The sequence below is a fragment of the Novosphingobium silvae genome (assembly GCF_009856825.1).
Taxonomy (GTDB): Bacteria; Pseudomonadota; Alphaproteobacteria; order Sphingomonadales; family Sphingomonadaceae; genus Novosphingobium; species Novosphingobium silvae.
On sequence record NZ_WVTD01000001.1, the window covers coordinates 559,998 to 582,090 of the forward strand.

The following is a 22,093-nucleotide window of genomic DNA, read 5'->3' on the forward strand; positions in this document are numbered from 1 at the left end:
CGGTCAGAGCCCGCGCCAGATCTTCAGCGGAGCCGTGTCGGCCGGGCCGAACCGCGCGGGCGGGCAGCGGCCGGGCCGGAAATCGGCGCGGTAGCAGAGGCGCAGTTCGCGCAGCCAGCCCTTGCGACTCGCCTCGATGCCCACCGATTCGCGCTTCCATCCGGGGTTGGCGGCGAGGAATTCGTCGCGCAGCATGCCTGCCGTCAGGTCCTTGCGGCGCGAGAGGCGGTCCGCATCGGGCCAGTGGATCGAGCGCCAGAGGATCGCGCTCACGCGGAAGTACTTTTCCGGCGTTCCCACCATGCAACTGCCGTGCTTCGCCCATTCGTGGGCCAGCAGACCGGGCGAGGGGGTCATGCACAAATGTTCGCGCAAGAGCTGCGGGGAAGGCACGGGGTTAAGGGCGCACCACTGAGGCGAGGGGCCGCGTGCCGCCTCGGGCCAGAGCCCGTGCAGGATGAAGCCGAAGCGGCCGCGCTTTGCCGAGCACTGCAGCGAGCGGGTATCGCCGCTCGTCTTGCAGTAATCGGGCGACCAGCTGGCAGCGAGCGTGTAGGCGCCGATGGACGTGCGGCGCACCGGGCCGCTCGGCACGGCAGGGCGGACCGGCGCGATCCGGGGCGGCAGCTGACACTGATAGGCCTGCGCTAAAGCCAAGCCGGGCATGAAGGCGGTGGCGGCGAGAGCGGCCCATCCGCTGCGGGTCATGCGAATACGTCCGGATCGATCTCGCCGGTCCTGGCACGGCTGCGAAGCCAGCGGGAGACATCGCGGCGCACGAGAATCGCGCTGCACGCAGCGACGAGAAGGTAGGAGCAGACCATGAGCACGCCGTAAAACCATCCGTACTTCAGCCCCAGGCGATAGAACTTGCCGATCTCCCACAGGCTGGTGACGCTCAGCGCGATGAACAGCCACCTTGCGAGATTGCCCGCCCGGCGCGCGATGCGCCACCAGAGGAACCCGAAGAGCGTCACTACGAAGACGATCGAGAGAAGCCAGGCTGCGCCGGACTGGCCCGCCGCCACGGCCTCGGCACGGAAGCGGTCGTGGTAAAGCAGGATCGCCGCGACGTTGCAGCCGATGCCGGCAAGCAGCAACCGGCTGAACAGATGCATGACCTTGGGGCGATTGCGCATGCCCTCGTCGGAGGTCACAGCGGCGTGAAATCCAGTCCGATGTCGGCTGCAGGCGCGCTTTGCGTCAGGCGGCCGACCGAGACGTAAGTCACGCCCGTGGCGGCAATCGCGCCAATGGTGGAAAGGTTGACGCCGCCTGAAGCTTCGGTCGGCACGCGCTCGGAGACGAGAGCCACGGCTTCGCGCAGCATGTCAGGGCCCATGTTGTCGAGCAGCAGGTGGTGCGCGCCGGCCGCGATCGCCGGCTCTATCTGGTCGAGACGGTCGACCTCGCAGATGATCTGCGCGACCTCCGCTGCCTTCGCCCGCGCGACTGCCGGGCCGACGCCGCCGGCGACAAGGACGTGGTTGTCCTTGATCATCGCCGCATCCCACAGGCCCATGCGGTGGTTTTTCGCGCCGCCCATCCGGGTCGCGTACTTTTCAAGGTGGCGCAGGCCCGGAATGGTCTTGCGCGTGTCGAGCAGCGTGGCGTTGCCGTTCATCGCATCGACGTACTGGCGCGTCATCGTGGCGATGCCCGAGAGGTGCTGCACGGTGTTGAGGGCGCTGCGCTCGCCCGTGAGCATGGCCCGCGCATTGCCGCTCAGCTGCATGAGGTTGGTGCCGGGCGAGACCTGCGCGCCTTCCTCGACGAGGATATCGATCTCCATCGCCGGGTCGAGCTGGCGGAAGAACGCCGCCGCGATCGGCAGGCCCGCGACGGTAATCGCATCGCGGGAGTCCATGACGCCGGAGAACCGGGCGTCCGCGTCGATCACGCTCTCGGACGTGACGTCGCGGCCACCGCCCGGCAAACCCTCGCCAAGATCTTCGGCGAGGGTGGCGCTGACGAATGCGGCAAGATCGAAGGCGGCCGGGTCGAGTGCGGGAAGCGCAAAGTGGGTCATGGCCGCGTTCTTTGCGCGTTATCCGCAGGTTGTCGAGAGGGCAGGAGAGCCCGTGCGGACGCGTGCGCCTAGACTAGTGGACGAAGCGCGCGATCACGTCGCGGTACGAGCGCGAGACCTTCACCTGCGCACCCGAATCGAGGACCAGGAAGCACTCGCCATTGGTGTGCGGCTTCACCTGGCGGACCTGGTTGAGGTTGACGATGGTGGAGCGGTGGACGCGCTGGAACACGCGCGGATCGAGGCGGCGTTCCAGGTCCTTCATCGTTTCGCGCAGGATCAGCGAATTGTCGGCGGTGCGGATGCACATGTAATCGCCGGCAGCTTCGATATGCTCGATCGAATCCACGTCGATGCGGAAGATCTGCCCGCGATCCTTGATGTTGATGAGCTTCTCGTAGCGGTCGGAGCCCGGATCGGCTTCCTCGGGCATGTGGTCGACCGCATCGGGCGCCACTTCGGCCAGCACGGTCTTGAGCTTTTCCGCCTCTTCGGAGGAGCGCTTCTCGGAGAGGCGCTGGCGCACGCGGGCGAGGGTATCGTCCAGCTTGCTCTCGTCCACGGGCTTCATCAGGTAGTTCACCGCATTCGCTTCGAAGGCGCGAACGGCGTGCTCCTGATAGGCGGTGACGAAGACGAACAGCGGCGGCTCGATCTCCATCACGCCCTTGACGACGGAGAAACCGTCGAACCCGGGCATCTGGATGTCGAGGAAGACCAGGTCCGGCTTTTCGGTCTTGATCTTGCGGATGGCTTCGCGGCCGTTGGCGCACGTGTCGATGATCTCGACGTCGGGGTATTTCTCGAGCCGAAGCTGCAGGCCCTGGATGGCGAGTTTCTCGTCGTCGACAAGGATCGTGCGGATGGTCATGTGTGTCTTTCTCCGGCCCGCCAAACGCGTGCGGGCCAAAAAGGTTTCATCGCGCCGCCGAAACGGGCTGGCGCTGTGGCTCGGTCATGTCCTCGATGGTTTCGCGGCGATCGACGGGGATTTCGATGACAACGGCGAACCCGCCCTCGAGCGGCTCTATCGTCTCGAAACGGTGATTTTCGCCGTAGGCTTGCGACAGGCGGTCGCGGATGTTGGCTAGTCCCACGCCGGTCGATACCGGCTCCCCTCCATCGTAGGTCATGCCTGACAACCTGTTGTCGGTGGTGGGGCTTTGCAAGCCCGGCCCCGTATCGGAGACGGTGATGCGAAGCATCGGCCCGACGAGTTGCGAGGCGATAGTGATCTCGGCGCCCATTTCCTGCTGGCTGACGGCGTACTTGATGGCATTCTCCACCAGCGGCTGCAGCAGCAGCGAGGGCAGAAGCGCGCTCTGGGTGGCGGGATCGATGTCGAACGTCGTGCGCAGCCGGTCCTCGAAGCGCATGCGCTCGATATCGAGGTAGAGCTGCAGGGTTTCCACTTCCTGCGCCACGGTCACGCGGGCCGAGGGCTTGTTCACCAGCGTGTAGCGTAGGAACGAGGAGAGGCGGCTGAGCATCGCGTTGGCGGGCTCGGTCTGCTTGAGCAGCACCAGCGTGGAGATCGAGTTCAGCGTGTTGAACAGGAAGTGCGGGTTCAGCTGGTAGCGCAGCATGGCGAGCTGGGCGCTGGTGGCCTGGTTCTCGAGCCGGATCAGCTGGTCGTTCTGTTCTTCCACCTGGAGGTAGAAGTTGACCATGTAGTAAAGCGCCGTCCAGGCGCCCAGCAGCGTCGCGTCGAGGTAGAACACGCCCAGGAACAGCTGCGTGAAGCTGGCGTCGCCCTCGGTCCGCCACAGCGAGATCACCCAGGCGTCGATAAAGGCGTGAAGCCCCACCGCGAAGGGCAGAATCAGGACCGTGAGCCCCCAGGTGACGAGGGCGCGCTTGGAAATCAGTGTCCGGTAGATCACCGAGAGCACGAGCGATATGGAAAAGCCCGTGATCGTCGCGATCAGCACCAGGACGAGCGAGGCGAGCGGCAGGTTGTTCGCCAGCGTCGACATCGTGCGCAGGACCATGGCCCCGCCCCAGCCGATGATCTGGAGGCGCCAGAAGGCCTTGTCCTTGTCGGCGAAGAAGGGGATCGGCTGAATGGGCAGGACGCTCATCTGACCAGCCTAGCCGAACCTTTAGACGGTTGCAAAACGTGCTCGGCCGATTTCCCGGACGACCCGGTCGCGCGGGCGGGAAGCGGCGACGTTCAGTTCCCCCGCGCGGCGGCGACCGCTTCGGAAAGCTGCTCTATGCCGACGGCGCCGGCGATCAGGCGTTCGCCCGCGATCCAGCTTGGCGTGCCGGAGAAGCCGAGCCGCTGCGCGATCTCGAGATTGCGGGCAAGTTCGGCCTCCACCGTCGGGCTCGCGGAGATGCGGCGCGCGCGATCCATGTCGAGGCCTACTTGCCGCGCCACCGCATCGATCGTGGGACCATCGACCTGCCCGGCGGCGAACATGGCGTCGTGGAACTGCGCGTACTTGCCCTGCTCGGCGGCGGCGAGCGCCATCTTGGCGGCATCCGGGCTGTGCGGGCTGATGATCGGCAGTTCGCGCACGACGATCCGCAGATCGGGGTTCTTGCGGATGAGCTGCGCCACGTCGCCCAGGCTCTGGCGGCAGTATCCGCAGGCGAAATCGGTGAACTCCACCAGGGTGACCTTGCCGTTGGGATTGCCCAGGACAGCGCCCGGGAAAGGCGTCTCCACGTTCTGGCGCACGCCTGCCAGCGCCTGCGAGGCCTGGCGCTTCTGCAGGTTCTCCATCGCTTGGGGCAGGATCTCGGGATGGCCCAGGATGTAGTCATGGACGACATTCTCGACCGCGGCGCGCCCGCCGTACCACCCGCCGACACCCACCAGCACGAGGCATCCGGCGATTATTGCAAACTTGGAAGCGTTGCCCATTGTATTCCTGTCGGTTGGTGCGCGCGGCGTGAAGCGGGCCTTAGCGGCGCTTCCTGTCCTGTTCCAGTTCGGCGCGCGCCTGCATCTCGATGTCCTGTGCGCGCAGCCAGTCCGGGGTGCCGGAGGGCAGCCCCGCCTCGGCGGCCTGCGCACTGCGCAGGGCCTCTTCCATTCGCCCGGCGAGCACCTGCTGCTCGGCGCTGGCAAGATAGGCGCGGGGCAAGTCGCCGTTGGCGGCGTAGATGACCCCCAGCTGGTACCAGGCGAAGGGATTCTCGCGGTCGCGCGCGACAGCGGTCTTGAGCACGCTCTGCGCTTCGCGGAAGTTCGCCGGGTCCTCCGTCGCGATCAGGGCGTGGCCGAAGAGCGTGGCGATCAGCGGCGAATTGCCCGAAAGCTCGGTCGCCTTGCGCAGCGGAACCATGGCCTGTGCCGGCTTGCCCGCTTCCAGAAGGATTTGCCCGTCCAGTTCGAGAAAGTAGGGATCGTCCGGATCGGTTGCGATCAGAGCCTCGGTTTCCGCGCGGGCAAGGTCGAACTGTGATTCGCGGTGGTAGGCATAGGCGCGTGCATAACGGGCGGGCACCGACTTGTCGGTGACGGGATACTTGCGCAGCACCTCGCGCGGGCTGGCGAGATAGCCATAGAGCTTGGCCTTGGCGCGCATGAACCGCTTCTGGATGGTGGCATCGTCCGGCTTCGTCCAAGCGGGGTCGGCCTCGTAGGTGTCCTGAAGCGTGGTGATGCGATCGGCGGTGAGCGGGTGGCTGGAATAGAACTCGTCGCCGTCCTTGGGCCGATAGCCGTAGCGGAATTCCAGGTTCTGCAGCTTCTTGAAGAAGTCGAGCGAGCCGCGCCCACTGATCCCGGCTGCGGAAAGGTACTGCGCACCGGCGGCATCGGCCGAGGCTTCCTGCGAGCGGTTATAGGCAAGGTACTTGCCCATGGCCGCCTGCTGGCCCGCCATGATGACGCCCATCGCCGCCTCGCCGCCCCCGGCGGCCGCCGCCGCCGCGCCCAGAAGCAGGGAAAGCAGCGAGATGTTGGTGGCGCTCTTGCCGCCCATGTTGAGCACCGCATGTCCGCCCGTGACGTGGCCGAGCTCGTGCGCAATCACGCCCTGCACCTCGGCCGCGGTGTCGGCCTCGTTGATGAGGCCCGCGTTGACATAGACCGCCTGGCCGCCGGCGACGAAGGCGTTCACGGACATGTCGTTGACGAGGACGATATCGACGTTGTTAACGCCAAGGCCGGTGGCCTTGATCAGCGGCGCGCCCATGTCGTGCAGAAGCGCCTCGGTCTCCGCGTCGCGCAGGATCGACTGCGCGGCTGCCGGGGCGCCCGGCAGCCCCAGCAGGGCGATCGTCGCGAGCAGCAGTGCGGGAAGGCGCAGCTTCGGCATCGGTCCTCTTTGGGGGCCAGAGGGCTTAACCGGCGATGAAGCCGGTATGAGGGGCCCTGTCTAGAGAGCCCGGCGGCGCGAGGGAAGGGCTGCAACAATTCCCCGGCCCGGTCCCGTTCCTTTCAGACCGGCCAAGCCAAAGGCCACGCGGGTATTCAGCCCAGCAAGTGCCTTGCCGCGCGCTGGAGAAGGGCGTCGTCCCCGCTCACCTCGCCCACGAGCACGACTTCGCCGCCAGGCAGGCGGCGCGCCACGAGGACGGTGAACTCTTCCCCATCGTCTGCGAAGGTGCCGAGCGGGCGGGTGGTCATGGCGCGCAGGTCCGACGCCAGACGTTCCCGCTCGCTCGAGAGCGATCCCGGCGCCGCTCCTTCCTCGCCGCGCCGCGCCCTGCGTTCCGCCCGCACCATGGCTTTCAAGCCGCCCGGAGTTCGGGAGAGATGGTCCGCCAGCGTTCCCCGGGCAAGGCCGAGGCGCTCGGCCTGAGCGACGGCGGCGGCATATTCGGCGAGCCGGGTCTTGTCGTAATCGACCCCGAATACGAGCTTGACCAGCGGCAGCATCGGCGTGCGCGACTGCTCCGCAATCCCGGCATCCTCGAGCAGTTCGGCAAGGTCCTCGGGCGCCTGCGCGGCGGCAAGGGCGAAGTCATAGGCGCGTCCGACCGCATCGTAGAGGGCCTGGCGCGAGCGTTCCTCGCACCCGCGCGCCTGCGCCGCCAGATCGCGCGCGGAGGCCAGCCAGTCGGCGAGGGCGAAGTGTTCCGGCTGGAACGAGGTGGGCTCGGCGTCCATCGCAAAGCCGGGGGGCGGCAGTTCGAGAGGGGCAAAGACGTCGACAGGCGAAATGCCAAGGTCGGCAGGTCCGTCGGCCCACTCGGTAAGCGGCTCGAGCCCCCGCAGCATCGCGGGACGCACGTCCTGGCTGTCGTCTCCGAGCACCGGGGCGGGCGCGGGCTTGGGTGCCTCGTCACCAAGGGGGCCCGCACGCTCCTTCCAGTTGATTACGCCGTAGATGTAATCGATCCGGCCCGAGCCCTCGTCCTCGCCCTTTGAAAAGGGCAGGAGGATGCCGCGGTAGAGGATGGTCACGCCTGCGTGGTTGACGAATTCGGCCTCGAACCCGATCGGCGCCTCGTTGGCGAGGATCTGCATGTAGTGGTCGGTGATGCGCGAGAGCAGCGAGCGGCTGGGCACGGCATCGAGCGTGCGCAGCGGTTCTTCGGTCTCGCATTCCTGCGCCAGCAGGGCGCCCAGATGCGCGATCGCGGGGCTCTCGAGTCCTTGGGTGAAGTCGAGCAGGACACTGCGCGGGCCGAAATCGGGCAGGGTCTCGGGCTTGAGGTCGGCGACGTCGGGGAAGGCGCGGGTGCCCAAGAGGCTTGCCCAGAAGTTGTAGGCGCGCACCTGCATGCGCCGCTCGTCGTTCCCCTTCGCCGGTGCGCGGGGGGCATCGGCTATGGCAGCCCCGGCCGAGCCGTCCGCCGTGGAGCCGTCGTCGCCGGGGGCCGGCTGGGTGGGCTCGTCATCCCCCGAAAACTGACCGCGCAGATTGTCCATGCCGTATCCCGACTCGCCCCTGTAGGAACCCCGTTGTGCGCGACCATGGTGAAATAACCTTTAAGGCGCCCGCGCGGCGAACACCGATCGGCTGTTTCAATCCTGCTTCAGCACGCCTTCGCCCGGCTTCGGCAGCGGCGCGACGATGCGCAGGAGCACGAAGGAGAGCGCGAGGAAGATCGAGCCGGCGTGGAGCGCGAACGGCAGTCCCTTCCAGTCGGCCACCGATCCCCAGATCCACGATCCCACCGCCATGCCGCCAAAAGTCACCGCCTGGTAGATCGACAGGCACCGGCCCAGGATCGCGTCGGGCGAGCGCAGTTGCACGGCGGTGTTGAGCGTCGTCAGGATCATGACCCAGGCCAGCCCCGCCACGAAGGCGGCGGGCAGGGCGTGGCGAATGTCGAACGCTTCGGCGACGAGCGACATCGAGAACACGAACATCCCCGCGCCCAGCGCCAGGATGCCCTCCAGCCCGATGCGGCGCCGGATGGTGCCGGTAAGGGGCGCGGCGATGATCGAGCCGATGCCGAAGAGACCCAGCATCAGCCCGAAGTCGAGCTCGGTGCCGCGAAGGTTGCCGCTCACCACGGCGGGCAGGAGCGACTGGTAGGCCGAAAGGCTGAAGCCCAGCGCGAAACCGCGCAGCAGCAGGCGGCGCAGTGGGCGGTTGGCCGCGCAGAAGCGGATGCCCACCGCCACGGCGGGCAGGATCGGGCGCCTGTCTGCCTGCACCGGCCGGGCCTCGGGCCGCCACCACAGGAGCACGCCGATCAGCCCGATGTAGCTTACCGCGTTGATGGCAAAGGCGAAGGACACGTCCCAGATGGACATGAGCAGCCCGCCCAGCGCAGGTCCGACGGACCGGGCGATATTGAACGAGATGGAGTTGAGAGCGATCGCCTGGGGTATCTCGCGCGGCTCCACCTGCTGGCGCACCGAGGCCTGCCAGGCAGGCGAATTGAGCGCAGTGCCGATGCCGACGCTCAGCGTGAAGGCGAGCAGCAGGAACGGGCTGAGGAGATGGGCATAGGCCAGCGCCGCCAAAGCGGAGGAGACGACGAGCATTCCCACCTGCGCCACCAGCATCACCTGCCGCCGGTCGTAGTTGTCGGCGATGGCGCCCGCGAACACGCCGAAAAGCATGATCGGGACCGTGGCCGAGGCCTGCACCAGGGCGACGAGCTGGTGCGAGGCGGTCAGCTCGGTCATCAGCCAGGCCGCGCCCACGCCCTGCAGCGTCGATCCCAGGTTGGAGAACAGGTTGGCCGTCCAGATCGCGCGGAACACCGGATAGCGGAAAGGCGAGAACGTGCTGCCGCGCGCGGGTGGCGGGGCCAGTCCGGCGGTCGTCACCTCCACCGTCTTCTCGACGGCGTGCTCTATCGCGTCCTCTTTGCCATGCACCCTCCAAGGGGTAGGCCGCGAGGCCGGGGGCGGCAAGCCCGCTTAGAGCAGATAACGCATCCGTATGGTGAGGCGAACGGCTTCTCCCTCCACGCTCACGGCGGCGCGATCGAAGCTTGGAGGCCCCATGCGCACGGCGGCATCTCGCGAAAAGCCATAGCCTTCGCGCGGGATGATCAGCCGCGTGTCCAGCTTGCCGTTCGCGTTCTCGTCGTGGATCACCGAAACGGCGTAGCGTCCCTGCGGAACGGCGCCGAAATCCAGCACCACCTGCTCGGCGGCGGGGATCGTGAGCTTGCGGGCCAGCGGATCCTTGTGACAGTCGGGAAAGGCATCGGCCCGCGCGGTGAGGCAGGCCAGAACCTGCCCCTTGGCGGATCGCAGCTGCGTCACCGTGACCTGCACGCCGGTCTGCGCCGGGGCGGCTGCCGCCGGTGCCGCCATCGCCGCGCCGCCGGTCAGGGCCGCGCCGGGGACGAGGGCGAGGAGCGGGAGAACGCCTCGGATAGCCCGCTGTCGGTGCCGCACAGATGATCCCAGTGACGGAAATAGAGCCCGTAGTTGCATCGGTAGCTTTCGTGGTGCCGCTGGTGGTGGCTGGCGGTGATGAGCCAGTGGCCGATACGCGAATGCACCAGGCGGCGGGGAAACAGTTCCCAGCCCATGTGGTTGGTGATGCCCATCACCGTCATGATCGTGAGCACCGTGCCCAGCGCGGCGACGTGGATGGGTACGAGGAACACCAGGCCAGGCACCACAATGGCCCCCGTCAGCGCCTCGAGGGGGTGGAAGCTCATCGCCGCCCAGGCCGTGGGCGGGCGGCTGGCATGATGCACCGCATGGGCCACGCGAAACACACGGGGCCGGTGCATCCAGCGATGGGTCCAGTAGAACCAGGTGTCGTGAAGGAGCAGGTAGACCAGCACGGAAAGCGGCAGCCACCACAGCGGCCAGGTGTCCGCGTCGGTGTAGATGCGCGTCCAGCCGTGCGCCTGCCATCCCCAGGCGACCACGCCGGCCGGTATTCCGTAGATGGCAGCGGACGCCAGCGACCACAGGATTTCCCGCCGGATCTGCGAATCGAGCCCTGCATAGTGTCCCGGAAGCACGCGCCCGGTGATCCAGGCGAACAGTCCGGAGGTGGCGAGGTATCGCCCGCCGACGATCGCCGTCATGGCAGCGGCGCTGGCGATGATCGCGATGAAGGAAGCCTCAGGCGCCATGGCCGTTCGAACTAGAACTTCGCGAGTTCGTGGCGAAGGGATGGACGGGCCGCAGGGCGCGAGCCCCGCCACACCGGCCGTCCCGTCCGCTCGTCAGCCTGCGCGGCGGACCGCACCCTTGTGCGAGCCCAGGCCCTTGGGGCCCCGCGGACGGAAGCGACGCTTGCGCTCGCCGCCCTCCTCGGCAGGCGCGCCTTCGCGGCGCTCGGAGCGCTGCCCGTCGCGGCGGGGCTGGCCGCCACCGCTCTTGCCGCCGGCGCTGCGCCCGCCCTGGCCGCGGCCGCTGCCCTGCGGCTGCGCGGGGGCGCTGCGGGCAGGAGCGGGAAGGCGCGCGGCCTGGTTCTGGAAGTCCTCCGGCAGCGGCAGCGCAGCGAGCTTGACCCGGGTCAGGCGCTCGATGTCACGGATATAGGGCTTCTCGTCAGGCGCCACGTAGCTGATCGCCACGCCGTCTGCTCCGGCGCGCGCGGTGCGGCCGATGCGGTGCACGTACTGTTCGGCGACGTTGGGGATCTCGAAGTTGTAGACGTGGCTCACGCCCGAGACGTCGATGCCGCGCGCGGCGATGTCCGTTGCGACGAGGATGCGGATCGTGCCCTGGCGGAAGCCGCCGAGAGCGGCAGTGCGCTGGGCCTGGCTCTTGTTGCCATGGATCGCGGCGGCGGGAATGCCCGCTGCCACCAGGTGGCGCACCACCCGGTCCGCGCCATGCTTGGTGCGGGTGAAGACGAGCGCACGGTCGATCGCGCCGTGTTCGGCCTTCTCCGCGGCGTCAGGCGCAAGCCGGGCGCGCAGCGAAAGGGTCAGCAGCGCCTGCTTTTCGGCCTGGTTGATGAAAGTCGCGTACTGCTCCACGCGCTCGGCCGTGGTCGACTGCGGGGCGACCTCTACCTTCACGGGATCGTTGATGAACTGGCGGCCGAGTTCGGCGATGGCCTGCGGCATGGTGGCCGAGAAGAACAGGCTCTGTCGCGACTTGGGCAGCAGCGCGGCCACGCGCTTCAGCGGCACGATGAAGCCAAGGTCCATCATCTGGTCGGCCTCGTCGAGGACGAAGATCTCGACGTGGCGGAGCGTCAGCGCGCGCTGGTCGATGAGGTCGAGCAGGCGGCCCGGCGTCGCGACGAGGATGTCGCAGCCACGCTCCAGCGCGCGGGCCTGCTTGCCCACCGGCACGCCGCCGAAGATGCACTGGACCGAGAGGTTCAGGAACTTGGCGTAGCCGCGCATGTTCTCGGCGATCTGCGCTGCAAGTTCGCGCGTGGGCGAAAGCACCAGCATGCGGCAGCCAGCGTTCTGGCGCGGCTTGGGATCCTGGGCAAGGCGGTGCAGCGAGGGGAGCGAGAACGCGGCGGTCTTGCCGGTTCCGGTCTGCGCGATGCCAAGCAGGTCGCGGCCTTCCATCAGCGCCGGGATGGCCTGGCGCTGGATCGGCGAGGGATCGGTGTAGCCCTTGGCTTCGAGCGCGCGGAGAATGGGCTCGGCAAGGCCAAGTTCGGAGAAATAGGACATCATGTCACTTTCAAAAGGGCACGGGGGCGCACAGCTTTCGAAAAGACGGGCTTTGCGAAGAGGGCGCGCACGGCAAGGTGTCGTTACGGGCGACCCTGCGTGAGGAAGGAAGCTTTTGCTGGTGGCAACCGTAAGTCCGGACCGGTCCTGGCGACAGGCGCCTCGACCTCACGCTGCTCGCGGATTGCGGCGGGAACGGATTTCCCGCGCCGGTTGCTGGACGCTCACATAAGGGCCGATGCAGGGAAAAGCAAGAAAATTGCCCGCACCATCCCGAAGCGCGCCGCCAGGCCGGGTCAGCCTTCCGCGCCCCATTGCCGCGTATGGGGATCGCCGTGGTTGACGAGGCGCCGCAGCGAGGCGCGTGCCAGCCGCTCGGTCTCGACCTTGCGGCGTGCGGCGGCGAGCTGATGGAGCGGGGCGGGGCGCACGATCTCGGCATCGTAGCCATCGGCGACGATCACCCCGCACTGCTCGGGAAGAAACGCGTCGGTCTCCAGCGGCGACCTGTCGAGCGCGGGCGACAGGCCCCAGTAGAACCGGTCGCAGTATTCCAGATAGTCGGGCCATTTGCCGTCGCCGAGCAGGTCCGCGCGCGAGACCTTGATCTCGACGATGATTACGTGCCCCTTGGCATCGATGCCCATGAGGTCGGCGCGCCGTCCGCACCGCAGCGGCATCTCGGGCATGCACCACACATCGTTGCGCGCGAACAGGCGTGCGATCCCGCGCGCGACTTCGGCGGCGGTGTTCAGGAAGGGAAGGGAATCGGCTTCGGCCATGGCCGCCATCTTAGGAACATATGAAGAACTTGCAAGCCGCTGCGGCCGCTCTTCCACAAAGTGCTCAAATTGCCGCTGGAAACCCCCGCCGCCCTCTGCTACCCGCGCCTCCACTGCACCCGTAGCTCAGCTGGATAGAGCGCTGCCCTCCGAAGGCAGAGGCCACAGGTTCGAATCCTGTCGGGTGCACCATTTCCTCATCAAGACATCTTCTCGTCCGCGGACACGGCCGGTCGCGGTCATTTCAGGCGCAGGGGCAGTCCGGCGGCGATGAACTGCACTTCGGTTGCCTGTGCCGCGATGGTCTGGTTGAGGCGGCCGGCCTCGTCGCGAAAGGCGCGGGCGAGCGCGTTGTCGGGGACGATGCCGAGCCCGACCTCGTTGGATACCAGCACGATCGGGCAGGGGCAGCGTGCGATCGCGTCGGCCAGCGCATGGGTCGCGGCCTCCGGCGGCATCTGCGCCAGCATCAGGTTCGACAACCACAGCGTCAGGCAATCGACCAGCACGGCGCCAGCGCTGTCCGAGGCCCGCGCGATGGTGCCGGCGAGGTCGAAAGGCTCCTCCAGCGTGGTCCAGCGCGGTCCCCGGTCGTCGCGGTGGCGCACGATGCGCTCTGTCATCTCGGCGTCGAAGGCCTGGGCCGTGGCGATGTAGACGAGGTTTCCGGCAAGCGCCTCCGCCCTGCCTTGCGCATAGCGGCTCTTGCCCGAACGGGCGCCGCCAAGGACGAGAAGCGAAGTGGTCATCCGTGTGCTCCCGTTCCGGCGAGCGCGAGCAGGCCGTCGATGTCGAGGTGCCTCTCCATGGCGGCGGCCAGAGCATCGAGCGCTGCATCGACGCGCGCATCGTGGTCCGCCCCGTCGGAGGCGGTGCCGATGCGCTCAAGCAGCCGGGCGCGCAGTCCCGGGCGTGCCAGCAGGCCATGGCAGTACGTGCCGGTCACGAGCCCGTCGCGGCTGGTGGCGCCATCGGGCTGGGTGTCGGTCGGTCGCGTGTTGGCTGGTCGCGCGTCGGCCGTTGGAGCGTCGGCGAGGCGGGCGAAGGGGCGCTGGGCATCGGCGCCCTGCGTCACCCCCATGTGCATCTCGTAGCCGGTGAAGTCTGCGCCCCAAGCAGTGCCTTCCACCTGGCGCAGCGCCTTGCGGTCCCCCAGCACGGTCGCGACATCGAGCAGGCCGAGCCCCGGAACCTCTCCGGCCGGTCCCTCGATGCCGAGCGGGTCCGCGATGGAGCGGCCCAGCATCTGGTAGCCGCCGCAGATGCCCAGCACCGCACGCCCCCGCCGACGGTGCGCGAGCACGTCGATGTCCCAGCCCTGCGCGCGCAGGAAAGCCAGATCCGCGATCGTCGCCTTGGAGCCGGGAAGCACCACCAGGTCCGCCTCGGCGGGGATGGGCGTGCCGGGCGGGATCATCGCCAGCTCCACCCCCGGCTCCTGTCGCAGCGGATCGAGGTCGTCGAAGTTCGCGATGCGCGGCAGGATCGGGCAGGCGACAAGCACTTTCCCCTCGCGTCCGCGAAGCCCGCGTTCGAGGATGACGGCATCCTCGCTCGGCAGCTGCGAGACTTCCGCCACCCATGGCAGCACGCCGTACCCGCGCCAGCCGGACATCCGTTCGATCGCGCCGTAGCCATCGGCGAAAAGGGCGGGATCGCCCCGGAACTTGTTGATGAGGAAGCCATGGATCATGGCCGCGTCCTCGGCCGCGATCACGGCGCGGGTGCCGACGATGGCGGCGATCACTCCGCCGCGGTCGATGTCTCCGGCCAGCACCACCGGCACGCCTGCCGCCCGCGCGAAGCCCATGTTGGCGATGTCCCCTTCGCGAAGGTTGATCTCTGCGGGCGAGCCCGCACCCTCGACCAGCACGAGATCGCAGCGCGCCTCGAGGCGCCGGTAGCTTTCGAGCACTTCGGGCAGGAGCGGGCGACGGGCCTCGCGAAAGTTCGCCGCGCCTATCGTGCCGCGCACCTTGCCGTGGACGATCAGCTGCGAAGTGCGGTCCGCCTGCGGCTTGAGCAGCACCGGGTTCATGTCCACCTGGAGCGGCACGCGCGCGGCCAGCGCCTGCAGCGCCTGCGCCCGGCCGATCTCGCCACCCTCGGGAGTGACGGCGGCATTGTTCGACATGTTCTGCGGCTTGAAGGGCAGTACCCGCAGGCCGCGATTGGCGGCGGCGCGGCAAAGCCCGGCGACCAGCACCGACTTGCCGACGTCAGACCCCGTTCCCTGCAACATCAGCCCTGCCATGAAGCGGCTCCCAAGTCTGCGGTTCCGAAGGCTGCGGTTCCGAAGGCTGCGGCGCCGAGGGCTGCGGCGCCCAAGGCTGCGGCGCCCAGGGCTGCGGTAAGGGCAAACGCGCCCAGCAGCACGCAGGCGCGGCGATAGACGCCAAGGGCGCGGCGCAGGTCGTGGGGTCCTGCCTCTCGTCCTTCCCCGCCGATCCACGGCTTTTCGGCGACGACGCCCTCGTAGGCGACCGGCCCTGCAAGACGCACATTCAGAGCGCCTGCCATCGCGGCCTCGGGCCATCCGGCGTTGGGAGAGGCATGGAGCGCGTGGTCGCGGGCCATGACGCGCCAGCCGCCCGGCGCCGCAAGGCACAGGAGCAGCGCGGAAAGGCGGGCAGGCAGCAGCATCGCGGCATCGTCGGTCCGGGCGGCGGCCCAGCCGTAGTCGCGGTAAGGCTCTTCCATGTGGCCGATCATGCTGTCTGCGGTGTTGATCGCCTTGAGGGCCCAGGCTCCCGGCAGGCCGAGCGCAAGCAGCCAGAACAAGGGCGCGACGACGCCGTCACAGAAGCTTTCGGCAAGGCTTTCGATCGCGGCGCGGGTAACGGCGGGGGCATCGAGAGCGGCGGTGTCGCGGCCCACGATCATGCCTACCGACACTCGGGCGGCGGGAAGATCGCCCGCTTCCAGCGCGGCGAGGATCGGGCGGACATGGTCGTCGAGACTGCGCGCGGCGATGGCGGGCCAGGCGAGCAGCGCCAGCACGGGCCAGGCGTAGGGGCCGAGCGCCGCGCGTGCATAATGCTCCGCCAGCGCCGCCACGCCTGCCACGGGAAGGACAAGCGCCGCCATGGCGCCGATGCCTGCCAGGCGGCGACGATGCGGCGCAAGGCTGGGCCGGTTGAACCGCCGGTCGCAGGCGCGGATGATCCTTGCGAAGATGCCCACCGGATGGCCGGTGACGGCGTGGAGGCGTGCCGGCCAGCCCAGCAGCGCTTCTATCGCGAGGGCCGCGGCGGCGACAGGCTCAGCCACGGGCGAGCGCCTGTTCCAGCCGTTCGAGCTGCCCCGGATCGGCAGGTACGCCAAGGCGCAGGGCATCCTCCCGCTCTGCAAAGGGGCGGGTCAGGATGCGCGCCCGGGCAAGGCGGGTGAAAAGGTCGCGTGCGCCGGGGCCGGTCACGTAGCGGAAAAGCGGGCAGTTACCCTGGGGAGCAAGGCCGCTTCGTGCGAGCACCCGGTCGAGCGCGTCTGCCCGGCGGGGAAGTTCGCGCCGCGTCCGCTCGATCCATGGCGCATCGGCATAGGCGGCAGGCCCGACTTCCAGCGCGGCGGCATGCAGCGGCCAGCTTCCCAGCAGGCGGCGCAGTTCCTGCTCCAGCTCCGGCGGGGCGATGACGAAGCCGAGGCGCAGCCCAGCAAGGCCGAAGAACTTGCCGAAGGAGCGCAGAACGACCAGCCTTGTCCCCTCCTCCACCTGCGCAGCGACGCTGCTTTCGCGATGGCAGTCCGCAAAGGCTTCGTCGACGATGAGCCAGCCGCCGTGGGATGCGATGCGCGCATGCCAGTCAAGCACGTCGGCAGGCGCGCGCAGGATGCCGTCGGGGTTGTTCGGGTTGGCCAGGACGACCGCCTCGCACGTGGCGGGACTCTCGCCGAAGGAGATCGGGGCGGAGGCGGCGAAGGCTTCCGCGTGCGTGCGGTAGGCCGGAACGAGAGCGCGCCCCGGCAGGCCCAGCACCATTGCCAGCAGGCGCAGCGCGGTCTCGCTGCCGGGAACCGCGCAGACGAGCGCCGGGTCCGCTCCGAAGTGACGGGCCGCCGCCTGCTCGAGCGCCGCGAGCGCATCGGGGGCGGGCAGCGCGCGCCAGTCGGCGGCCGGTGCTCGATCCACGGGCCAGGGGACGGGATTGAGGCCGGTGGAAAGGTCGATCCAGTCTTCCGGCGCGCCGCCGAACCGCCGGGCAGCCTCTGCCAGTCTTCCGCCATGGTGAAGGAACGGCGAGGTCACGGGGCGAGCACCAGAGCGATCAGCAATGCGGTTTCCACCAGCTCGATCCCGGCGCCGTGCCCGTCGCCAGAGATCCCGCCCAGCCGGGTGAGCAGCCACCGGCCCCAGAGCGCCGCGGCAAGGAACCCTGCCAGCAGCGCGGGAGCAAGGGCAAGCGCGACACCGAGCGCGGCAAGGCTCCAGAGGGCGAGGTGGAGGGTGGTTACGCCAGGCCGGAAGCGGCTGCCGAGCCCTTCGTGAAGGGCGGGCAGGAACAGCGTCCACCCGATCGGGGCGATGCGGGCGAGCGCGGGCACCGCAACCAGTGCCCAGACCTGCGCGGGCGACAGCGCATGCAGCAGCACCAGCTTGGCCAGCAGCTGCAGCACGATCACCACCACCGCGAAGCTGCCCACGTGCGGGTCGGCCATCACGGCGGAAAGCCGGTGGCGACCGCCATGCGCGGCACCCGCCCCGTCGGCCACGTCGCCCAGCCCGTCAAGGTGCAGCGCGCCCGTGATCGCCACCCAGCCGACAAGGCCGGCAAGTGCCCCTAGCCATGCGTCGCGCCCCTCCAGCAGCCACCACGGCAGCGCCGCCGCAGCGCCGACGACAAGGCCCGCAACCGGAAACCAGCGCATGGCCGCGGCAAAATCCTCCGCATCCGCCTTCACCGGGGGCAGGGGAAGCCGGGTCAGGAACTGCAGGGCAAGGACAAGATGCTTCATGCCGCGACCGCCCGCCGGGCAGGACCAGGTGAAAGCACAGGCGGGGCAGGCTGCTGCGGCGTCATCCCGGTGTGATCCTCATGCTTTCAGCCCCACGATCTGAGCCGCCTCGCCCGGCCAGATACGCAGAGAGAGCACGCAGGAGCATGGCAGGTCGAAAGCCCAGACCTGACGATGTTCCATGTGGAACATTTCCGCCAGCGCCGCGCGTATCGCACCGGCGTGGGTCACGACGAGGGTGGGCGCCTCGATCCCGGCAAGAGCCTGCCCCACGCGGCGGCGCAACTGCGACCAGCGCTCGCCTTCCGGAGGAGCGTGGACCTCCGGATCGTCCCAGAACCGGGCGTGGGCGGCCGGATCGACCTCGCCCGGAGCATGGCCCGTCCAAGCGCCGAAATCGAGTTCCCGCCAGCGAGGGTCAGAGGCATGGGGTACGTCGCGCGACCCGGCGATCGCGCGGGCGGGCACTTGCGCGCGCGCGAGATCCGAAGACAGCACCCGCTCGAATCCGAGGGGCTGCGCATTGTCGATGCACCGGGAAATGCCGGATGGGAGCGGCGGATCGTCGCGGTGCCCCAGCAGGAGGCCGGGGGTTTCCGGCGCGCCGTGGCGCATCAGATGGACGAGGATGCCGCTCATCCCACGCTCATTGCCTGCCCGCGACGGCGGCTTCCTCGAAAGTCGCCATCTCGTCGTGGGCGACCAGCGCGGCGCGCACGATCGGCACTGCAAGCGCGGCGCCGCTGGCCTCGCCAAGCCTGAGACCGAGACGCAGCAGCGGCTCCAGCCCCAGCGCCTGGAGCAGCCGCTCGTGCCCGGCCTCGGCGGAACAGTGCGCGGCGATGCAATGCTGGGTGAAGCAGGGGTTCGCGCGGGCCAGCGGCAGGATCGCGGCGGAGGCGATGAACCCGTCGAGCAGGACCGGCACCCGGCGCAGGCGCGCGGCAAGGATCGCGCCCGCCATGGCCGTGATCTCGCGCCCGCCAAGGTGGCGTAGGGTCTCGAATGCATCGGTGCAGGCGTGGGCGTGGAGGGCGAGCGCCGCATCCACGGCAGCGGCCTTGCGGGCAAGCCCGGCATCGTCCAGCCCCGTGCCACGCCCCACCCAGGCCGCAGCCTCGCCGCCCAAGCCATGGGCGCACAGGGCGGCGGCGGGCGTGGTGTTGCCGATTCCCATCTCGCCCACCAGGAAGAGCTGGGTTCCCTCCTGCAACGAGGCCGCGCCCTGGTTCAGCGCATCGAGGCAGTCTTCCACGCTCATCGCGGGTTCGCGCGTGATGTCGCCGGTGGGACGCTCAAGGTGGAGCGGGACGACGGAGAGCCGGGCCCCGCAGGCACGCGTGAGGGCGTTGATCGCAGCGCCCCCAGCCTCGAAGTTGGCCACCATCTGCGCAGTGACTTCGGGAGGGTAGGCACTCACTCCCCTTGCGGCGACCCCGTGGTTCCCGGCGAAGACCACCGCCTGCACCCGGTCGGCGCGGGGGCGTTCGCTCCCCTGCCAGCCTGCCATGAACCCGGCGATGTCTTCCAGGCGGCCGAGCGAGCCGGCAGGCTTGGTCAGCCGCGACTGGCGCTGCTCCGCCGCGTTCCGGCTGGCGGCATTGGGTTTGGGCAGGGCGGCAAGCGCGGCGGCGAAGGCGGCAGGGTCGCTGAAGCGGATCATGTGCAGACGAAGCCTTCGGGCGGGGTCCGGGTGATGAAATGCCCTTTGACGCCCTGCGGCCATTCGCGGAACGGCACGCGCCCTTCCTCGCTCGCGGCGTGGGCGCTTGCATATTCGAGGATCGCGCGGGCCGCGTCCTCATCGGGAGCGAAGTCGCCCAGCACGTAGCCGACCTTGCCGGGCGCCCGGATGTGGACGGTGCAGTGGCGACTGCAGGCGAAGAGGCAGGGCATGGCCTGCACTTCCACGCCCTGCAGCGCCGGGTCCTGGCCCTGCACGGCGCGCAGGGCATCCTCCAGCAAGGCGCCGCCGCGCCGGCCGCTCTCGTCCTCGCGCTCCTCGGCGCTCAGGCGACAGGTGCTGCAGACCACCACCGAGGGGCCGGGCGCGACAGGTTCAAGCATCAGAAGCGGCTCCTCAGACCCAGGGTGACGGTGCGGCCGAGCGTACCGTAGCCGGCCACGGTCTCGTAGTCCTTGTCCGTCAGGTTCTCGACGCGGCCCTGCACGATCAGGCCTTCCATGACCTGCCACTGCGCGCGAAGGTCCACCAGCCAGTAATCGTCGAGCTTGGCGGTTCCAGTGGCGGCGTTGAAGCTTTCGCCGGAATAGCGCGCGGCGACGCTGGCGCGCAGGCCCTGCGGAAGGTCGATCCCGGCCTCGGCATTTGCGAGATGGCGCGGCACCCGCTGCAGCTGGCGGCCATAAGTGCTGCTGCCCTCGGTGCGGTCCTCGGCCTTGATCCAGCTGTAGTTGCCTTCCGCGAAGAACACGCCGAGCCTGCCGGCGGCGGCAAGCTCGAGCCCGCGCGCCTTGGCGGCCCGCACGTTGGCGTAATAGCCGAAGCGCGTGGTCTGCGTCCCCGGGATGTAGCAGACCTCGGGCTGCGCGCCGCTGGTCGGGCAGTAGGCGAAGTCGATCAGGTTGTCGGTGTCGCGCTGGAACCAGGTGGCGGAGAGCTTCAGCGCCTCGCCGAAGGCATGCTCCGCGCCCACTTCCCAGCCCTTGGCCTTCTCGGGCGAGAGATCGTCGACGCCGTAGATGCTGAACATCTGGTAGAGCGAGGGCGCCTTGTATCCCTCGGAGTAGCTGGCGCGAAACACGGTCGCGCCCTCGTTCGGCGTATAGACCGCGCCTGCGCTGAGCACGGTGTTGCCGCCAAAGCGCGACTGGTCGGAATAGCGCGCGCCGCCGTTCAGGGTCAGTCCGGCAAGCGGCATCACGCGCAGTTCGCCGTAGACGCTGTTGGTGTCCACGCTGTTGGGGGAGAGCGTGTAGGGCGCGGTGCTGTCGGACGGCGAGGCGGTGGTCATGCGCTGCTCCTCGCGCTCTGCCCCGAAGACCGCCTGCACCATCTCGGAAGCGGTGAAGGTGCCCTGATATTCGTAGCGGCGCAGGCGGCCGTGGGCATCGAAGTCGATCTGCCGGATGGTGCGCGTGGGGTCGTAGTTCTCGCGGTCGGTCTCGGTCTGGAGCACCGCGACGCGGTTGACGAGGCGGCCATCGAACAGTTCGAAGTTGAGCCCGGCATACCCCGACCATTCCTCCGTCAGACCATAGGCGCGCGTGTCGCCCGAAAAGCCGTCGAAGTCGTTGTCGGACGTGGACCAGTAGCCGCGCAGGTCGAGGCTGACGCCCGGTGCCACCCGCACGGTGACGGTGCCGCTGCCGCTGCTGCGGGTGAAGCCGTCTGCCTCGGTGCCGTTGGCGCGCGCCGATATGCCGCGCGTGGTGAAGTGCGAGCCGGCAAGGCGCCAGTCGATCGCCTCGGACGTGCCGCCGATGCCAGCGCGCGCGGAAACCGTGTCGTAGGTGCCGGCCTCGAGCGCGAAGCTGCCTTCGAGCGGCCGGGTCGGACGACGGGTGCGCACGTTGACGACGCCGCCGATCGCATCGCTGCCCCACAGGATCGACTGAGGTCCGCGCAGGATCTCGATGCGGTCGATGTCGTCGGTGAAGAGGTTGGAGAAGCCGTATCCGCCCGCCGTGGACGAGGGATCGGAGATGCGCATGCCATCGATCACCATGACGCTCTGCCCCGCATCGGCGCCGCGAATGCGCAGCGAAGTGGTGGTGCCGTAGCCGCCGTTGCGCGACAGGCTGATGCCCGGCGTGCGCAGCAGCGCGTCGGTCACCGCGACCGGCTGGAGAGCGACGATCGCGTCCTCGTCGAGCACGGTGACGTTTGAGGAGATGCGCTCCACCGCAAGCGGGGTGCGCAGCGCGGTGACGACGATACCCTCGTTGCCGTTGCCGCCAGCCAGTTCGGGAGCGGTCTGGGCGAGGGCGGGGGTGGCCGGGGCGGCGGCAAGCAGGGCGGCAGTGAGAATGCGGGTGTTCAAGCGATCATTCCTTCAAGCAGACGGTATCGACCCCGCAGGCAAGGCGCCTGCGAGGCTGCACTGTCGTCACGCGAGGAACGGGCCCCGTCCGTCCGGCACACCCTGTCCGGTCGAAGAACGACTGCGACGGGCAGGTCTCCTGGCTCACGGGTCGATGCCGCTCCGGCCGCCTTCTCGGGAGGATGAATTCCCAATGGCATAGTGGCCGGTGGCTCTCCGCTTACAGTTGCAGGGGCAGCCCGGGTCTTACACCCGCGTTCCCTTTCAATCCCCCTTCGGGGAACCTGTCGCGGTGCGGCAACTATCGTGCGAGCGGGCGCGGCGCAAGTGGCCGATGCTTGCGCCGGGCG

22 protein-coding genes, 1 tRNA gene and 1 riboswitch are annotated in these 22,093 nt (G+C 68.8%); of the genes, 1 reads left to right on the top strand and 22 read right to left on the bottom strand.

Going from position 1 to position 22,093, the window contains the following annotated elements:
• Nucleotides 1–3 precede the first annotated feature (3 nt).
• The 13 genes from GR702_RS02735 to GR702_RS02795 form a co-directional block, all read right to left on the bottom strand.
• Entirely contained in the window at nucleotides 4–708 is a 705-nt protein-coding gene (locus GR702_RS02735) for a ribonuclease T2 family protein (RefSeq protein WP_237449502.1), read from the bottom strand.
• Nucleotides 705–1,157 (bottom strand): hypothetical protein, encoded by a 453-nt coding sequence (locus GR702_RS02740; RefSeq protein WP_160984386.1) that lies wholly within the window; start codon nucleotides 1,155–1,157, stop codon nucleotides 705–707. The genes GR702_RS02735 and GR702_RS02740 overlap by 4 nt, the downstream gene beginning before the upstream one ends.
• Complete coding sequence (nadC, locus tag GR702_RS02745) at nucleotides 1,154–2,029, bottom strand: carboxylating nicotinate-nucleotide diphosphorylase (RefSeq protein WP_160984387.1); 876 nt, start codon at nucleotides 2,027–2,029, stop codon at nucleotides 1,154–1,156. The genes GR702_RS02740 and nadC overlap by 4 nt, the downstream gene beginning before the upstream one ends.
• Before the next feature lie 73 nt (nucleotides 2,030–2,102).
• Entirely contained in the window at nucleotides 2,103–2,900 is a 798-nt protein-coding gene (locus tag GR702_RS02750; RefSeq protein ID WP_160984388.1) for a LytR/AlgR family response regulator transcription factor, read from the bottom strand.
• 46 nt (nucleotides 2,901–2,946) lie between these two features.
• Nucleotides 2,947–4,110 (bottom strand): sensor histidine kinase, encoded by a 1,164-nt coding sequence (locus tag GR702_RS02755; RefSeq protein ID WP_160984389.1) that lies wholly within the window; start codon nucleotides 4,108–4,110, stop codon nucleotides 2,947–2,949.
• A gap of 92 nt (nucleotides 4,111–4,202) precedes the next feature.
• A complete protein-coding gene (locus GR702_RS02760) occupies nucleotides 4,203–4,901 on the bottom strand; it encodes a DsbA family protein (protein ID WP_160984390.1) in 699 nt (232 codons plus the stop codon).
• A gap of 40 nt (nucleotides 4,902–4,941) precedes the next feature.
• Nucleotides 4,942–6,303, bottom strand: coding sequence for a M48 family metalloprotease (locus GR702_RS02765; protein ID WP_160984391.1), 1,362 nt, complete (start codon nucleotides 6,301–6,303; stop codon nucleotides 4,942–4,944).
• Between the two features lie 155 nt (nucleotides 6,304–6,458).
• Nucleotides 6,459–7,862 carry a PAS domain-containing protein gene (locus GR702_RS02770; protein ID WP_160984392.1) on the bottom strand — a complete coding sequence of 468 codons (1,404 nt, stop codon included), beginning with the start codon at nucleotides 7,860–7,862 and terminating at the stop codon, nucleotides 6,459–6,461.
• A 96-nt stretch (nucleotides 7,863–7,958) separates the two neighbouring features.
• Nucleotides 7,959–9,269 carry an MFS transporter gene (locus GR702_RS02775; protein WP_160984393.1) on the bottom strand — a complete coding sequence of 437 codons (1,311 nt, stop codon included), beginning with the start codon at nucleotides 9,267–9,269 and terminating at the stop codon, nucleotides 7,959–7,961.
• A 42-nt stretch (nucleotides 9,270–9,311) separates the two neighbouring features.
• On the bottom strand, nucleotides 9,312–9,713 hold the full coding sequence (locus GR702_RS02780; protein ID WP_160984394.1) for a DUF2141 domain-containing protein: 402 nt from the start codon (nucleotides 9,711–9,713) through the stop codon (nucleotides 9,312–9,314).
• Nucleotides 9,714–9,727: 14 nt separating this feature from the next.
• Nucleotides 9,728–10,492, bottom strand: coding sequence for a sterol desaturase family protein (locus GR702_RS02785; protein WP_160984395.1), 765 nt, complete (start codon nucleotides 10,490–10,492; stop codon nucleotides 9,728–9,730).
• A 93-nt stretch (nucleotides 10,493–10,585) separates the two neighbouring features.
• Nucleotides 10,586–12,004 carry a DEAD/DEAH box helicase gene (locus tag GR702_RS02790; RefSeq protein WP_160984472.1) on the bottom strand — a complete coding sequence of 473 codons (1,419 nt, stop codon included), beginning with the start codon at nucleotides 12,002–12,004 and terminating at the stop codon, nucleotides 10,586–10,588.
• Between the two features lie 296 nt (nucleotides 12,005–12,300).
• Nucleotides 12,301–12,786, bottom strand: a complete 486-nt coding sequence (locus GR702_RS02795) for an MmcB family DNA repair protein (RefSeq protein ID WP_160984396.1) — start codon at nucleotides 12,784–12,786, stop codon at nucleotides 12,301–12,303.
• Between the two features lie 115 nt (nucleotides 12,787–12,901).
• Here GR702_RS02795 and GR702_RS02800 point away from each other — a divergent pair.
• Nucleotides 12,902–12,978, top strand: a tRNA-Arg gene (locus tag GR702_RS02800).
• A gap of 47 nt (nucleotides 12,979–13,025) precedes the next feature.
• Here the strand turns inward: GR702_RS02800 and cobU are convergent.
• The 9 genes from cobU to GR702_RS02845 form a co-directional block, all read right to left on the bottom strand.
• Nucleotides 13,026–13,535, bottom strand: coding sequence for a bifunctional adenosylcobinamide kinase/adenosylcobinamide-phosphate guanylyltransferase (gene cobU / locus GR702_RS02805; protein ID WP_160984397.1), 510 nt, complete (start codon nucleotides 13,533–13,535; stop codon nucleotides 13,026–13,028).
• Nucleotides 13,532–15,040 (bottom strand): cobyric acid synthase, encoded by a 1,509-nt coding sequence (locus GR702_RS02810; protein ID WP_160984398.1) that lies wholly within the window; start codon nucleotides 15,038–15,040, stop codon nucleotides 13,532–13,534. Before GR702_RS02810 ends, cobU begins: the two co-directional genes overlap by 4 nt.
• Complete coding sequence (gene cbiB, locus GR702_RS02815) at nucleotides 15,028–16,056, bottom strand: adenosylcobinamide-phosphate synthase CbiB (protein ID WP_160984399.1); 1,029 nt, start codon at nucleotides 16,054–16,056, stop codon at nucleotides 15,028–15,030. The genes GR702_RS02810 and cbiB overlap by 13 nt, the downstream gene beginning before the upstream one ends.
• Nucleotides 16,049–17,032: a threonine-phosphate decarboxylase CobD gene (gene cobD, locus GR702_RS02820; RefSeq protein ID WP_160984400.1), complete on the bottom strand. Its 984-nt coding sequence runs from the start codon at nucleotides 17,030–17,032 to the stop codon at nucleotides 16,049–16,051. Before cobD ends, cbiB begins: the two co-directional genes overlap by 8 nt.
• Nucleotides 17,029–17,739 (bottom strand): adenosylcobinamide-GDP ribazoletransferase, encoded by a 711-nt coding sequence (locus GR702_RS02825; protein ID WP_160984401.1) that lies wholly within the window; start codon nucleotides 17,737–17,739, stop codon nucleotides 17,029–17,031. The genes cobD and GR702_RS02825 overlap by 4 nt, the downstream gene beginning before the upstream one ends.
• Before the next feature lie 78 nt (nucleotides 17,740–17,817).
• A complete protein-coding gene (locus GR702_RS02830; protein ID WP_160984402.1) occupies nucleotides 17,818–18,378 on the bottom strand; it encodes a histidine phosphatase family protein in 561 nt (186 codons plus the stop codon).
• Between the two features lie 7 nt (nucleotides 18,379–18,385).
• On the bottom strand, nucleotides 18,386–19,402 hold the full coding sequence (gene cobT / locus GR702_RS02835; RefSeq protein ID WP_160984403.1) for a nicotinate-nucleotide--dimethylbenzimidazole phosphoribosyltransferase: 1,017 nt from the start codon (nucleotides 19,400–19,402) through the stop codon (nucleotides 18,386–18,388).
• Complete coding sequence (locus GR702_RS02840; RefSeq protein WP_160984404.1) at nucleotides 19,399–19,806, bottom strand: DUF1636 domain-containing protein; 408 nt, start codon at nucleotides 19,804–19,806, stop codon at nucleotides 19,399–19,401. Before GR702_RS02840 ends, cobT begins: the two co-directional genes overlap by 4 nt.
• Nucleotides 19,806–21,743 (bottom strand): TonB-dependent receptor plug domain-containing protein, encoded by a 1,938-nt coding sequence (locus tag GR702_RS02845; RefSeq protein WP_160984405.1) that lies wholly within the window; start codon nucleotides 21,741–21,743, stop codon nucleotides 19,806–19,808. The genes GR702_RS02840 and GR702_RS02845 overlap by 1 nt, the downstream gene beginning before the upstream one ends.
• A 112-nt stretch (nucleotides 21,744–21,855) precedes the next feature.
• Nucleotides 21,856–22,046, bottom strand: a riboswitch (cobalamin riboswitch).
• Nucleotides 22,047–22,093 lie beyond the last annotated feature (47 nt).

What these genes read in the sequence shown, in the direction of transcription:
- GR702_RS02735 (WP_237449502.1), bottom strand. Translation starts at nt 708, where the DNA reads ATGACCCGCAGCGGATGGGCCGCTCTCGCCGCCACCGCCTTCATGCCC.
- nadC (WP_160984387.1), bottom strand. Translation starts at nt 2,029, where the DNA reads ATGACCCACTTTGCGCTTCCCGCACTCGACCCGGCCGCCTTCGATCTT.
- GR702_RS02750 (WP_160984388.1), bottom strand. Translation starts at nt 2,900, where the DNA reads ATGACCATCCGCACGATCCTTGTCGACGACGAGAAACTCGCCATCCAG.
- GR702_RS02755 (WP_160984389.1), bottom strand. Translation starts at nt 4,110, where the DNA reads ATGAGCGTCCTGCCCATTCAGCCGATCCCCTTCTTCGCCGACAAGGAC.
- GR702_RS02760 (WP_160984390.1), bottom strand. Translation starts at nt 4,901, where the DNA reads ATGGGCAACGCTTCCAAGTTTGCAATAATCGCCGGATGCCTCGTGCTG.
- GR702_RS02765 (WP_160984391.1), bottom strand. Translation starts at nt 6,303, where the DNA reads ATGCCGAAGCTGCGCCTTCCCGCACTGCTGCTCGCGACGATCGCCCTG.
- GR702_RS02770 (WP_160984392.1), bottom strand. Translation starts at nt 7,862, where the DNA reads ATGGACAATCTGCGCGGTCAGTTTTCGGGGGATGACGAGCCCACCCAG.
- GR702_RS02780 (WP_160984394.1), bottom strand. Translation starts at nt 9,713, where the DNA reads ATGGCGGCACCGGCGGCAGCCGCCCCGGCGCAGACCGGCGTGCAGGTC.
- GR702_RS02785 (WP_160984395.1), bottom strand. Translation starts at nt 10,492, where the DNA reads ATGGCGCCTGAGGCTTCCTTCATCGCGATCATCGCCAGCGCCGCTGCC.
- GR702_RS02790 (WP_160984472.1), bottom strand. Translation starts at nt 12,004, where the DNA reads ATGTCCTATTTCTCCGAACTTGGCCTTGCCGAGCCCATTCTCCGCGCG.
- GR702_RS02795 (WP_160984396.1), bottom strand. Translation starts at nt 12,786, where the DNA reads ATGGCCGAAGCCGATTCCCTTCCCTTCCTGAACACCGCCGCCGAAGTC.
- cobU (WP_160984397.1), bottom strand. Translation starts at nt 13,535, where the DNA reads ATGACCACTTCGCTTCTCGTCCTTGGCGGCGCCCGTTCGGGCAAGAGC.
- GR702_RS02810 (WP_160984398.1), bottom strand. Translation starts at nt 15,040, where the DNA reads ATGGCAGGGCTGATGTTGCAGGGAACGGGGTCTGACGTCGGCAAGTCG.
- GR702_RS02825 (WP_160984401.1), bottom strand. Translation starts at nt 17,739, where the DNA reads ATGAAGCATCTTGTCCTTGCCCTGCAGTTCCTGACCCGGCTTCCCCTG.
- GR702_RS02830 (WP_160984402.1), bottom strand. Translation starts at nt 18,378, where the DNA reads ATGAGCGGCATCCTCGTCCATCTGATGCGCCACGGCGCGCCGGAAACC.
- cobT (WP_160984403.1), bottom strand. Translation starts at nt 19,402, where the DNA reads ATGATCCGCTTCAGCGACCCTGCCGCCTTCGCCGCCGCGCTTGCCGCC.
- GR702_RS02840 (WP_160984404.1), bottom strand. Translation starts at nt 19,806, where the DNA reads ATGCTTGAACCTGTCGCGCCCGGCCCCTCGGTGGTGGTCTGCAGCACC.